Consider the following 12,242-nt stretch of genomic DNA (forward strand, 5'->3'; position numbering starts at 1 on the left):
GCGTCAGGAGCCGGTGAGCAGGCGCAACTGCGCCTGGAGCGCGCGGATCGTAACCAGCGCCTTGTCGCGCGTCCGGTTCTCGGCGCGCCGCATCATGCTGCCGAGCAGCTTGTCCATCATCGCCAGCACCGCATCGGCGAGGCTCTCGCGAAGCCGCAGCGCGGCTGCCGCCAGAACGGCATGGCGGCGCCGGTCGGGCAGTTCCGCCAGATGCTGCGATGTAATCCGCACGGCTTCGTCGGCGATGCGGTCGAAGGCCGTGGTCGGGATCGTAGCTGCCCGCGCTGGCACCAGTCCAATCGCCCGGACATGATCCAGTCGTTCGAGCAGGCGCACTACGTTGCGCGGGGCTGGCGACAGCGGCGGGTTGCGCAGCCACGACAGCCACGTCGCCCCCCTGTCGCCCCGATGGGCGAGCAACGCATCGAGGCGGGCACGTCCGTCATCGCCCAGCCCCTGGGTCAGCACATCGTGGACGAGTTCGTCGGCCTGCCGGCGCGCTCGGCGCACGATCGCCTCGATAACAGTGACGGGCGGCAGCAACAGGCGACGACGTCGCATTTCGTCGATGACGATCTCGGCCAGCTGCAATGGCTGGATGATGGTCTGCGCCACGGGCATGGCGAAGGTGGCCAGTGCGTGGAAGTCGGTCCGGCCGAACGCCCGATAGCCCATGCGCCGTGCCAGGTCGGCGAGATGCGCACGGCGGGTTGGCTCACGACGGCCATAGTCGTGCCACGCCGCTTCAGGCACATCGAGCTGACGGGCGACGAACGACAGGATCGATAAGGGCGGTGTCTCGTCCGCGCCGAGTACCCGCCCGGGCCAGCGCATATAAAGGAGCGTCATGGCGTAGCCGACCTGCGATGCAGGACCACGCCGGATCGAGACCCAATCGAGATCCTCCCGTGTCAGGGTGAAATGCCGTGCGATCTCGCGTTCGTCGGCCGGTGGATCGAGCTGACGCGCCAGCGCCTCGCGGGTGAGCAGGCGTCGCCTCGCCATGACCCTGAACCTCCCTGGGGCTGTCCGTCAGACGGTGATTGGACGGCCAGCGTGAATGTGTCCGTCAACTCTGGACCTTTGACGGCGATTCGGACAAGATCGCCTCAAGATGGGAAAACGGACACTTCGGACCCGCGCATGGCGCTGATCGGCTATGCGCGGGTCTCCACCGCCGACCAGAAGCTGGCGCTCCAGCATGACGCGTTGGTCCGCGCCGGTTGCGAGCGCACGTTTGACGACCAGGCGTCGGGCGCCAGGGCCGACCGGCCGGGGCTCGCCGAGGCGCTCGCCTATCTGCGGGCCGGCGACACGCTGGTCGTCTGGAAGCTCGACCGGCTCGGCCGCTCGATGCGCCATCTGATCGCGCAGGTCGGTGATCTGGCGGCGCGCGGCATCGGGTTTCGCTCGCTGACCGAGAACATCGACACCACGACGCCAGGCGGGATGCTGGTGTTCAACATCTTCGGCAGCCTGGCCCAGTTCGAGCGCGACCTGATCCGCGAGCGCACCCAGGCCGGATTGCGTGCCGCGCGCGAACGCGGGGCGCAGGGTGGTCGGCGTCCGGTCGTTACACCCGAAAAATTGCGCAAGGCGAGCGCACACATTGCCGCAGGCCTGACGGTGCGCGAGGCAGCCGGGCGACTGAAGATCGGCAAGACCGCGCTCTACAAGGCGCTGGAAGGTACGGGCGCACAGCGCTCCGGCGAAACAAGGACAGGCGCATGACAGGCGAACGCGATCCGAACATCGTCACCTCCGGGCTATCCGGCACCGTCACCGAGCAAGGCATCACGGTCGAGGTGCACATCATCCGTCTTGAGGACGAGCCGGGCTGGACGCTGGAGGTGGTGAACCAAAGCGGCACCTCGACGGTGTGGGACGATCCCTTCGTCACCGACGATGCCGCATGGGCCACCTTCCGCCGCACCGTCGAGGAAGAGGGCATACGCGCCTTTCTCGACCAGGCCGTCGTCATCCCGTTTCGGCGCTGAATGCTTGGGTAGGCCAAGAGCAGGAGATCGACGATGCCGACAAGCGCCAGACCGCTGTGGATCCTGACCGGATTGCTGCTGGCCTTCTATCCGGTTCTGAATTTCGTCTACTGGCCGCAGGTGCTCCGCTCGGGCGTCCTGCCCTCTGATGGCGACAGCATCGGCATCCCCATGTACGGCAGCATTCTGGTGACGATCGTCGCATCGCCCGTCGTGCTGGGCATCGCGTGGCTTTGTCTCCGGCACTATAATCCAGCGACCCGCCTTGCCACGATCAGGTGGGATCGCCCCATCCGCACCGTCGCGGCCAGCCTTGTGTTCGGAGGAGCGGCCGTGCTGTGCGTCTTCGGCATCGTCGCTGAACTGGGTCATGCAATGCCTTGGTACGAATACCTCTGGGCCGCATATGCGCTGGCTTGGGTGCCTTGGCTGCTCGGTGTACGGGCAGCAGTGATCGATCAGGACACCACGGTAGCCGACTGAACTCCGGCGTTCACTGCTCGTTCGCTCCTACCGTACGCAGAATGCACTTTCGTGTAGTCACCCCTTGAAGGGGGATGGCGCAAGGCAGCGGTTCTCTGGCCGGGGGCGACCATCATCGCCTCGCTGATCGTCCACATCACTACCACGACCATCCCGAACGCTGGCGGCACCGCGATCCAGTTCGCGGCGCTGGCGATCGAGTTGGCCGCGATCCCGCTATTGGCATGGTGGCGGAAGGCCGGTGCCAACTCATCTTATTGGAAGGAAGCTTGATGAAGACGTTGGTCATGGTCGCGGCGCTCGCCATTACGGGCGCGGCGACGCCGAAATTGGAAGGCACTCGCCTTCAGGCCGGTTCGACCTGCTACGCGATTGTAGCCGGTGACAAGACGATCGGCTCGACGTTGCAGACGGTCACGGCATCGCGAGCCGGCGGTAAGCCAGTGTGGGATATCGTCGTGCATCAGAAGCTCGGCAGCGGCAAATTCGATATGCGCGACCATTTCGTCGTTGATCGCAAGACGCTGTTGCCGATCAAAATGGATAGCCAGCGCGGGCGCGAACGCACCGACAAGGGCTGGCACCGGATCAGCATTGAGTATGGCGCGCATGGCATCCGCGGGGTGAAGGAGACGGCGACAGGATCGGCTCCACTGGACGTGGCGCTGACGGGGCCAACTTGGGACGGCAACCTGTGGGGATTTACCTTCGCTGCGTTGCCGCTGAAGGAGGGGGGCACCTACGCCGTTCCGTTTTGGCAGTACGACAAGGGTTTCGGCACCTTCACCGCGCGGGTCGTCGGCAGCGAGGACGTGGACACACCATCGGGCAAGGTAGCGGCGTGGATCGTCGAGGCCGGTGACGATCCGGCTCAGCTCGCGCGCTACAGGATCGCCAAGGCGACGCGGCAGGAGCTGGGTTATGCAGCCGGTCCGAGTGGTCAGCGCCTTGGCGGCGTATGCCAATCATCGGTTCGCTGAGGATCGAGAACGGAGAACGACCGGTGGAACCGCCAGCTGTCGATCTATAGATGCCGCGCAGGAGGAGCGAGCTATGGAGTGGCAGGCAGAATGCAATTGCGGCCAGCTTCGTGCGATCTGCGTCGGCAAGCCGGATCGTGTCTCCGTTTGCCACTGCACGAACTGCAAGCGTCGGACGGGCAGCGCCTTTGCATGGAACGCGAGCTTTCCTGCCGAGGCAGTGACGACGGCGGGCGACCGAAATAGTTTTGTCCGTGCGACGGACTCCGGCCGAACCAACGTCTATCATTTCTGCCCGACCTGCGGCTCAACCGTCTTTTACGACGTGGAGATGCGTCCTGGCATGATCTCTGTGCCTGCGGGAGCATTCGCGTCTACTGACTTTCCTCCGCCCGGGGTGCAGGTGTTCGAGCAGCGGCGCGTCGCTTGGTGCACGATCGACGCAGGGTAGCCGACCCCTTCCCATCAGGATGCCGAAACGGGAATGAGCGCATACTTCTGTCCCGGTCAGTTCCGCGTTTTCAGCGCATCGATCAAGGCTCTGAGCGCTGCGGAGACATGATGACGGCCAGAATAATAGAGGAAAAGCTCACTAAACTGCGGTGTAAATTCCGGCAGGCAGCGAAGAAGATCACCGCTGTCGAGATGAGGGCGTGCGCGCTCCTCGAAGACAAAGGCGAGGCCGGCCCCCTGCAGTGCCGCCTCGATCATCAGGCTCTGATCGTTGAAGATGAGCGGGCCGGTGACGTCGACCTTGCTGATCTCCCCGCCGCGCTCGAAGGTCCAGGGAAAGAGTACCCCGCTCGGCAGGCGGTACAGGATGCACTGGTGGTGGCGCAGGTCCGCTGGCACCATGGGCGGATCGCGTTCGATGAGGTACGTGGGGGAGCCCACAACCGCGAAGTGAAAGGCGCGGTCGAGGCGCACGGCGATCATGTCCTGCTGCATGTTGATGCCGAAGCGAATGCCGGCATCAAAGCCCTCGGCAACGATGTCCACGAGCCGATCGTCGGCATCGATCTCGACCGACACGTTGGGATGGGTTGCGACAAGCGAGGCCAGCGCGCCGATGACGCTCGGACTTACTGCACGCGGCACCGTCAGGCGAAGTGCGCCTACCGGGTGTGTGCGGAAATCATCGACTGCCTCGATAGCCTGATCGAGTTCGCCCAACGCCTGTCTGGCACGGGCATGAAGAGCGCGGCCCGCTTCCGTTAACGATACGCTCCGGGTTGTTCTGTTCAGCAGGCGGACTCCGAGCCGCTGTTCGAGCGTTTTTACGGCATGGCTGAGCGTTGAACGGGTGACGCCACGCCCGAGTGCGGCGCGCTGAAAACTCAGGCTATCGGCTACCGCTACGAAGGCCGCAATCTCTTGCAGATGCTGCGTCATTGTTCGACCTGGTTCACCAGCCCATCAGATATTGTCCATCTAATCGACAGGCTGGGTCATTGCTACATGTCTGTGATCCAAGGAGTGCTGGCATGCTTGCGTACGAGATCGGGGAACGGGAAGACATCGACACCTGGCGGGCTGTGGAACGACCCGTTCCCGTCCTGCGTGACAGGCAGGTTCTGGTAGCGGTTCGGGCGGTGAGCCTCAACTTCCGCGACGTTCTGCTCGCGACCAAAAATTATGGATTCCCGGTCGCTGGCCCACACATCATACCCGGATCGGACGGGGCGGGCGTCGTCATTGAAACAGGGCCGGCCGTTACCCGGTGGAAGGTGGGTGACCGGGTCGTCGGCACCTTCGTCGAGAGCTGGATCGGTGGCCGACAGCCACTGGACAGTTTTCAGACGCAACGCTGCGGTCTGCTCGACGGAATGCTCGCGCAGATGGTGGCCATGGATCAGGACGGGCTCGTCGCCATCCCCGAGCACCTCGATTTCGTAGAAGGCTCCACGCTTCCGGTCGCAGGCGTGACCTCGTGGAACGCCCTGTTCGGCCTCAGGCCCCTCATGCCCGGTGAAACGGTGCTGACGCTGGGGACGGGCGGTGTATCGACCTTCGCTATCCAGTTCGCGCGTGCAGCCGGTGCGCAGGTCATCTCCACCTCCTCGAGCGACGAGAAACTGGGGAAGGCCCGCGCACTCGGCGCTCACGATACGATCAACTACCGCACGCATCCGGAATGGCAGCTCGAAGCGCGGCGACTTACCGGAGGCCGCGGGGTCGATCACGTCATCGACATTGGCGGAAAGGGCACCACTTCGCGTGCCATCGCGAGCGTCCGCCCGGGTGGAATCGTGAGCCTGCTGGGCGCTTCGCCCGGTGAGTTGCTGGATCCGGTTTCGCTGCTTGGTACGTCCGCCATTCTGCGCGGCATGAACGTGGGTTCGCGCGAGATGTTCGAAGCGATGAACGCGGCGATCACGCTCCACGGAATTCGTCCGGTGATCGCCCGCACCTATGCGTTCGAGTACGCCAAGGAAGCGCTTCTGGCACTCACCCGCGGTGAGCATGTCGGCAAGATCGTGGTCGAAGTTCCGCCTCTCGCCGGGTGATCCGTCAGTTTTCTCAAGGTAATGCTGTGTTATGAAGATCAAGCAAGTCCGCAACGCCACGCTCATCGTCGAATATGGCGATGTCAGGTTCCTCGTCGACCCGTTCCTGGCCGACAAGGGCACCTACCCCGGATTCCCGGGATCTCCGAATAGCGAGCTGAGCAATCCGCTGGTCGATTTGAAGACGTCATCCGACGAACTGCGCTCCGTCGATGCCGTCATCGTCACCCATACGCACATCGACCATTGGGACGAAGCCGCATCCAATCTGCTTCCCAAAGCTTTGCCCGTGTTCGCGCAGCATGAAGCGGATGCAGAACTGATCCGATCACAAGGCTTCAGCGATGTCCGTGTGCTGGGAGCCGACAGCGAATTCAAAGGTGTGTCGCTTATCAAGACGGCAGGTTCGCATGGCGGTGAGGCAGTGATGGCCGTTTTGAAGGAGGCCTTGGGCGAGGTGTGCGGGATAGTCTTTCGCCAAGACGGCGGAAAGTCGCTTTATGTCGCCGGCGACACCGTCTGGAACGACGAGGTAGCCGACAATCTTGCGACCTACGCGCCTGACGTCATCGTGCTGAACGCAGGCTTCGCGCAGGCCACAGGACTCGGCCCGATCATCATGGGTACTAAGGACGTCAAGAAGGTGCATGAAGCAGCGCCGGGCGCGGTCCTGATCGCCAGCCACATGGAGGCTGTCAACCATTGCATCCTCAAGCGCGACGAACTCCGCTCGTTTGCCCAGGTCAACGGCTTTGCCGACAGCCTGCGGGTGCCCGAGGACGACCAGTCGTACACCTTCTGACGACGGGGGCGGTGTTGATCGCTTATCCAGGTGAGGTCTCAGCGGTGGATGATGCCAGGCCAGGTAGTTGATGTCGGCAACGGCTGGATGGTTGAACTACCGGAGCTGGCCATCACCCCGACCGCATCGCGTAACGGCAGAGCCATCAACACAAAAAATTGGGTACTCCGGTCTGGTTTCGCTACCCGCACCCCGGCGTGATGAGCGTAGCGGCAAACTGAAGAAGCCAGGATTAAGCCTCAACAGCGTTGTTGACCGCTTCACTCCCGACCATCCTTCCCGCAAACGATCCGTTGATCGGGAAAGCCGGATCGCGGCAAACCTTACTGGCTGTGAACATCTACAACCTCAGTATAGGGGGGTGAGGCGATGCATCTCGCTTCCGAAACATTCTCGTTCCTGATCCTAATCGCGTTCATGGCGGGTGGCGTCGATGCGCTGGCCGGCGGTGGTGGGCTACTAACCATCCCGGCGCTGATGGCCGCCGGAGTGCCGCCGGTCGCAGCTCTTGCGACCAATAAGCTGCAAAGCACGATCGGCACCGGCTCGGCGGTGATCGCCTTTTTTCGTGCTGGACGGATTGATCTCAGGGCTTTTGCCGTCCCGGCCGCTGGGGCGTTCATCGGTGCGGTCCTCGGCGCGACTGCGGTTCAGCATGTCGATCCCAGCTTCCTGTCTGCATTCGTTCCCGTGCTGCTGATCGCGATGGGCTTATATTTCTTGCTCGCGCCAAAGATGAGTGACGTCGATCGGCACGCTCGGCTCGGTCGCTGGGGACTAACAGCAGTCTGTTCAGGGATCGGTTTCTACGATGGGTTTTTCGGCCCAGGAACGGGTTCGTTCCTGACAACCACGCTGGTGGCGCTTGCCGGCCTTGGCCTGCTCAAGGCTATCGCCAACACAAAGGTCATTAATCTGGCCACGAATATCGCCGGGCTGATGGCGATGATCGCAGGTGGCAAGGTGCTCTGGATGCTCGGGCTAGGCATGGCGGCGGCAAACGTCGCAGGCAACCAGCTAGGAACATGGCTGGCGATCCGCTTCGGCGGTCGCGGCGTTCGCCCGTTGCTGGTGGTCATGTCGTTCGCGCTGACGATCAAGCTGCTTGCTGACCCGGCCAACCCGCTGTGGCACATTTTGCGCTAGGCTTCCGGTTTCCCACGAACGAACCTGTGACGGGAATCCGGCCGGCACCGCTCGCGCTGACGGCTGTCTGAGGGTTTCGCTTTCCCGAAACCTGTTCCCGATTTACAATTCCCGAAACTGCCGATTTTGACGGGGAAACGGGAAAGATGCTGATCGGCTATGCGCGTGTCTCGACGGCCGATCAGGATTTGACGTTGCAACTCGATGCACTGGCAAAGGCCGGGTGCGAGAAGGTGTTCACCGACAAGGCGAGCGGCGCGAAGATCGACCGGCCGGGGCTGGTCGAGGCGCTGGGCTTCGCACGCGCCGGCGACACGCTGGTAATCTGGAAACTTGATCGGCTCGGCCGCTCGATCCAGGGTCTGATCGCGCTGGCAGCGGACCTGGCGGCACGGGGCATTGATTTTCGCTCCCTGACGGACGGGTTCGATACGTCCACCGCCTCGGGCCGGCTGCTGTTCCATATCCTCGCGTCAGTCGCGGAGATGGAACGCGAGCTGGTCAAGGAGCGGACGATCGCCGGGCTGGCGGCAGCGCGCGAGAAGGGCAGCACAGGGGGAGGGCGCAAACTGGTAATGACGCCCGACAGGATCGACACGGCTCGCAAGCTACTCGCGGTGGGGGAGAAGCCGGCGCGGATCGCCAAGCTGCTGGGCGTTGGCCTTTCGACGTTTTATCGGCAGTTCCCGGCAAGCGAACGGCAGGAGCCGGCCTAGTCAGTTACCCATCGCTACCAGCATTATCTTCCCGTGCCACCGATGCTGCCCCGCCCAAGGCATGATACCGTCGATCGGCAAGCCATTGCAGACGCTTTGCCTGGATCAGCATGACCCGCCGTAATCCGCCTTGAACCTTCCGCTCGGCAATGACCTGGGCAAGCCGGGCGATGATGAGTGCACGTCGGGCAATCCTGAAATCGGGGTGCGAGCGGATCGCGAACACTTCGTCAGAAACGATGCGTCCTCTGAACGATGGTGGTGCCTCGATCTCGACCTTCGCCAGCGGTGGGTCTTTCTCGTTCAGGATAGCTTTGAACTGGCTCTTTTCGATCGCCTGGTCGTAAACCTTCCGCTCCAGTGCGTTGAGTTGATCGACGGCCGACTCCCATGCCGCCCAACGCGCATCCGTCTTGCTTCTCGGCTTAGATGCCTCTTGTAGGGCCGGAAGCGGCCAAACCTCGATCTCGTACACCTCGAAAGGGTCAAGCACGGACATGGCAACGGCATCGGTTCGCTGATTGGTCAAATGGCGCCGGATGCGAGTGCGAAGCTGCTCGTTAGTTTGCCCAACGTAGATCGGCTCCCCGTCGTAATCGAAGAAGGCGTATACGCCCCATTTGAAGTTGCCGACTTTCGACGCACCAGCAGCTCCTTCGGCAGTGAAGGCGCTATCAAGATAACGTGCGAGATTCTTGCGCAAATCCTCCGTTTCAAACGGAGGGAAGTTGATCTCGTCTGGATTCCGACCGTCCATGCACGCTCCAAGTTTTAGTGACACATAGCCGGGCAGGGGAATGGGCGCGAGCCCGATCGGCCTTGCAAATCGGGAACACATATAGAACATACTGGACAAGGCCGTAATGTGGCGCCACAATGGCGCCATGACTACGCTTCCCAAGCCTACCACAGTGCGCGACCTCGATCGCATCAACCTCCGCCTATCGGCCGAGACGTTCGCCCTGATCGACGCGGCGCGCGCCGGTCGCCTCGGCAACGTCTCGCGCAACACGTGGATCACCGAAGCCGTCGCGGAGAAGCTGGCGCGCGAGACGAGCGCCAACGATCGCCACGGGGAAGGGCAGGTCGCCAATGGCTAATTTCTACGAGTTCTTCGCCGGCGGCGGCATGGCGCGCGCCGGCCTGGGGGCGGGTTGGACCTGCCTTTTCGCCAACGACTTCGACCATAAGAAGGGGCTCACCTACCAAGCCAATTGGGGCACCAGCGGTGAGCTGACGGTCGGCGACGTGAAGCAGATTACCGCTGCCAAGCTGCCTGGCGTGGCCGATCTCGTATGGGGATCATTTCCTTGCCAAGACCTGTCGCTGGCGGGGGGCGGGGCAGGGCTGCGCGGCGAACGCTCGGGCACCTTTTACCCGTTCTGGGACGTGATCCGGGGACTCATCGCGGACGGACGGGCACCCAAGCTGATCGCACTCGAGAATGTCTGCGGCACGCTGACCTCACACGAGGGCAAAGATTTCGAGGCGATCTGCCAGACCTTTGCGGACGCAGGCTATCGCTGCGGTGCCTTGGTCATCAACGCGGACCTTTTCCTCCCTCACTCCCGCCCCCGGCTGTTCGTCATCGGCATTCATGCCGACGTTACGGTCGACCCGGCGCTGCTCGCGCCTGGGCCGATCGAGCCGTTCCATACGCGGGGTCTGCAAAGCGCGGTCGAACGGCTGCCGGCCGAACTGCGGCAGGGCATGTTGTGGTGGAACATGCCGACGCCCAACCGACGCAACACGACGTTCGCCAGCATGATCGAGGAGAACCCGTCAAGCGTGTCTTGGCACACGCCTGCGGAAACGCAGCAGCTCCTCGGCATGATGTCGCCCATCAACCTCGCCAAGGTGAACGCCGCCAAGCGGGCAGGGCGCCGTATGGTCGGCGGCGTCTATAAACGCACGCGAGTTGAGGGAGGCAAAAAGATGCAACGCGCCGAAGTTCGCTTCGATGACGTGTCCGGCTGCCTGCGCACGCCCGCCGGCGGTTCCAGCCGCCAGGTGATCGTCGTCATCGATGGCCCAAAGGTGCGGTCGCGGTTGATCTCGGCGCGCGAGACGGCGCGCTTGATGGGTCTGGGCGACGATTACAAGCTGCCGCGCAACTACAATGAGGCATACCACCTGACCGGCGATGGGGTGGCGGTGCCGGTCGTTCGGCACCTCGCCCACCATATCTTAGAGCCCCTGTTGGGCATGGCGGAGGCTGCCGAACGGGCTGCTGCATGAGCGTCATACCGTGCGAGCAGAACAGCGATCTGCGCGCGCAAATCGAGCGGTTCGCCGAGGTTCTGAAAACCGAGGCGCACCGGCTCGGCGATCATGGCTTGGACGAACGTGACTTCTACAACTCGGGTCTGTTCCGCGGCGCCGTCGAGCGGGTGAGAGGGCAGTTCTCCGCGACGATGCGCGCCAAGCGCGAGTTCGTCCAACACGTCCTCAACCACATGGAGGACGAGGACTTCATCGCTGGGTGGGACCTCACCGAAGATTCCAGCCGCAATGACTACCGGGTGCGGCTCCCGTCGGGCCGTACCGCCGTCATCGACCTCAAAGGCTGCCTAGACGGCAACAACACCAATATCTTCGAGCGACCAGCCGATGCCGACGAGTTCGTGATTTGGAGCATCTGCACCAACCTCGGCGCCGATCCCCGCCGCAATGCTTGGTCAGGAATCCATACGCGCCTGAGCGCCGATATTATCTCCCGCAACCAGCGTGTTGATGGTCTGATCGTCTGGGACATGGTGTGCGGCACGATCGGCCGCCCGTGCCCTAAGATTGCCGGCGACGAAGCGCGGCTCACCGACATTGGCCCATTTCGGGTTCCGCCGGCCTGCATCTACCTATTTCCAAGCGTCGTGCCGTCCAGCGCCGCCGCCAATGTTTCAGCGCAGCCACTCGAAGCGGTGGAGCTGCTGTCGGCGTTCCACCGCTGCTTCAAAGGCAACGACACTGAATTGAACCATGTGGATTTCGAGCTGCGACAAGGCGGCTCCGACCTCATGCGGCGCACCACGATCCGGCGTGCTGGCGTGGTCCAGAAGGTGTCGGACATGGTGCCGATCCGGCGTGTTTAAACGTCGAGAAAGCTGACCAGACGGCGTGATAGCTGGTCGGCATCCCGCATCTCGCATTCCCACAGTACCAGGACGCACCAGCCTTCGTTTTCGAGCTGCTGCCGCGCCTTTCCATCCCGCTCGACGTTCCGGGCGAGCTTGGGGTGCCAGTATGCCGCGTTGCTTGAAGGGCGGCGTGATCCGCGCGGACAGTCGTGCTGATGCCAAAAGCATCCATGCACGAATATCACCGCTCGGCGCGCGGGGAACACCAGGTCTGGGCTGCCGGGTAGATCGCGGCGATGGAGGCGGAAGCGGTAGCCGAGCCGATGGGCTAACCGCCGCACCACCATTTCCGGCCGAGTATCCTTGCCGCGGACTCGGCGCATACGTTCTGATCGAGCGGCGGGTTCAAGCGTGTCCATCGCCCATAACTGTAGGCGCTTGCAATCGTAGCGCCTCCTGCTCGCAAACAGCCCGGATTTCTGCTCAGATTGGATGACAGCGGGCGAGCCGCGCTGCTCACGCTAAATGACAATATGC

General features: G+C 63.0%; 16 protein-coding genes. 12 read left to right on the plus strand and 4 right to left on the minus strand.

Features of this window, described 5'->3' with window-relative positions; translation table 11 throughout:
- Positions 1 to 3: 3 nt before the first annotated feature.
- Complete coding sequence (locus ASE95_RS18605; RefSeq protein WP_443025466.1) at positions 4 to 1,005, minus strand: DUF4158 domain-containing protein; 1,002 nt, start codon at positions 1,003 to 1,005, stop codon at positions 4 to 6.
- 138 nt (positions 1,006 to 1,143) lie between these two features.
- Here ASE95_RS18605 and ASE95_RS15695 point away from each other — a divergent pair, with 138 nt between their 5' ends.
- The 5 genes from ASE95_RS15695 (at position 1,144) to ASE95_RS17395 (ending at position 3,911) form a co-directional block, all read left to right on the plus strand.
- Entirely contained in the window at positions 1,144 to 1,731 is a 588-nt protein-coding gene (locus tag ASE95_RS15695) for a recombinase family protein (RefSeq protein WP_056638340.1), read from the plus strand.
- Positions 1,728 to 1,997 (plus strand): hypothetical protein, encoded by a 270-nt coding sequence (locus tag ASE95_RS15700; RefSeq protein WP_056638342.1) that lies wholly within the window; start codon positions 1,728 to 1,730, stop codon positions 1,995 to 1,997. The genes ASE95_RS15695 and ASE95_RS15700 overlap by 4 nt, the downstream gene beginning before the upstream one ends.
- A gap of 33 nt (positions 1,998 to 2,030) precedes the next feature.
- A complete protein-coding gene (locus tag ASE95_RS15705) occupies positions 2,031 to 2,480 on the plus strand; it encodes a hypothetical protein (protein ID WP_056638345.1) in 450 nt (149 codons plus the stop codon).
- A 272-nt stretch (positions 2,481 to 2,752) separates the two neighbouring features.
- Positions 2,753 to 3,460, plus strand: coding sequence for a DUF3108 domain-containing protein (locus ASE95_RS15710; RefSeq protein WP_156348084.1), 708 nt, complete (start codon positions 2,753 to 2,755; stop codon positions 3,458 to 3,460).
- Positions 3,461 to 3,533: 73 nt separating this feature from the next.
- Positions 3,534 to 3,911 carry a GFA family protein gene (locus tag ASE95_RS17395; RefSeq protein WP_082450196.1) on the plus strand — a complete coding sequence of 126 codons (378 nt, stop codon included), beginning with the start codon at positions 3,534 to 3,536 and terminating at the stop codon, positions 3,909 to 3,911.
- A 56-nt stretch (positions 3,912 to 3,967) separates the two neighbouring features.
- Here ASE95_RS17395 and ASE95_RS15715 read toward each other — a convergent pair whose 3' ends face one another.
- Positions 3,968 to 4,852 (minus strand): LysR family transcriptional regulator, encoded by an 885-nt coding sequence (locus ASE95_RS15715; protein ID WP_056638351.1) that lies wholly within the window; start codon positions 4,850 to 4,852, stop codon positions 3,968 to 3,970.
- A gap of 92 nt (positions 4,853 to 4,944) precedes the next feature.
- Here ASE95_RS15715 and ASE95_RS15720 point away from each other — a divergent pair, with 92 nt between their 5' ends.
- The 4 genes from ASE95_RS15720 (at position 4,945) to ASE95_RS15735 (ending at position 8,631) form a co-directional block, all read left to right on the plus strand.
- The gene (locus tag ASE95_RS15720; RefSeq protein ID WP_056638354.1) at positions 4,945 to 5,967 is read left to right on the plus strand and encodes a zinc-dependent alcohol dehydrogenase family protein; all 1,023 of its coding nucleotides are present in this window, start codon (positions 4,945 to 4,947) and stop codon (positions 5,965 to 5,967) included.
- 31 nt (positions 5,968 to 5,998) lie between these two features.
- Positions 5,999 to 6,769, plus strand: a complete 771-nt coding sequence (locus tag ASE95_RS15725; RefSeq protein ID WP_056638357.1) for an MBL fold metallo-hydrolase — start codon at positions 5,999 to 6,001, stop codon at positions 6,767 to 6,769.
- A 369-nt stretch (positions 6,770 to 7,138) separates the two neighbouring features.
- Positions 7,139 to 7,915, plus strand: a complete 777-nt coding sequence (locus ASE95_RS15730) for a TSUP family transporter (RefSeq protein WP_056638361.1) — start codon at positions 7,139 to 7,141, stop codon at positions 7,913 to 7,915.
- A gap of 146 nt (positions 7,916 to 8,061) precedes the next feature.
- The gene (locus ASE95_RS15735) at positions 8,062 to 8,631 is read left to right on the plus strand and encodes a recombinase family protein (RefSeq protein WP_056638364.1); all 570 of its coding nucleotides are present in this window, start codon (positions 8,062 to 8,064) and stop codon (positions 8,629 to 8,631) included.
- A gap of 4 nt (positions 8,632 to 8,635) precedes the next feature.
- On the opposite strand, the gene ASE95_RS15740 is transcribed toward ASE95_RS15735, so the two are convergent.
- A complete protein-coding gene (locus ASE95_RS15740) occupies positions 8,636 to 9,388 on the minus strand; it encodes a GIY-YIG nuclease family protein (protein ID WP_056638367.1) in 753 nt (250 codons plus the stop codon).
- Positions 9,389 to 9,515: 127 nt separating this feature from the next.
- On the opposite strand from ASE95_RS15740, the gene ASE95_RS15745 reads away from it, so the two are divergent.
- From ASE95_RS15745 to ASE95_RS15755, 3 genes are read left to right on the plus strand one after another with little or no spacing between them, the layout of a single operon-like run.
- Positions 9,516 to 9,731, plus strand: coding sequence for a hypothetical protein (locus tag ASE95_RS15745; protein ID WP_056638767.1), 216 nt, complete (start codon positions 9,516 to 9,518; stop codon positions 9,729 to 9,731).
- Positions 9,724 to 10,869, plus strand: coding sequence for a DNA cytosine methyltransferase (locus tag ASE95_RS15750; protein ID WP_056638371.1), 1,146 nt, complete (start codon positions 9,724 to 9,726; stop codon positions 10,867 to 10,869). The genes ASE95_RS15745 and ASE95_RS15750 overlap by 8 nt, the downstream gene beginning before the upstream one ends.
- A complete protein-coding gene (locus ASE95_RS15755) occupies positions 10,866 to 11,720 on the plus strand; it encodes a hypothetical protein (RefSeq protein WP_056638375.1) in 855 nt (284 codons plus the stop codon). The genes ASE95_RS15750 and ASE95_RS15755 overlap by 4 nt, the downstream gene beginning before the upstream one ends.
- On the opposite strand, the gene ASE95_RS17400 is transcribed toward ASE95_RS15755, so the two are convergent.
- On the minus strand, positions 11,717 to 12,124 hold the full coding sequence (locus ASE95_RS17400) for a very short patch repair endonuclease (RefSeq protein ID WP_082450197.1): 408 nt from the start codon (positions 12,122 to 12,124) through the stop codon (positions 11,717 to 11,719). The genes ASE95_RS15755 and ASE95_RS17400 overlap by 4 nt on opposite strands.
- Between the last annotated feature and the right edge of the window lie 118 nt (positions 12,125 to 12,242).

The sequence above is a fragment of the Sphingomonas sp. Leaf231 genome (assembly GCF_001421995.1).
Classification (GTDB): domain Bacteria; phylum Pseudomonadota; class Alphaproteobacteria; order Sphingomonadales; family Sphingomonadaceae; genus Sphingomonas.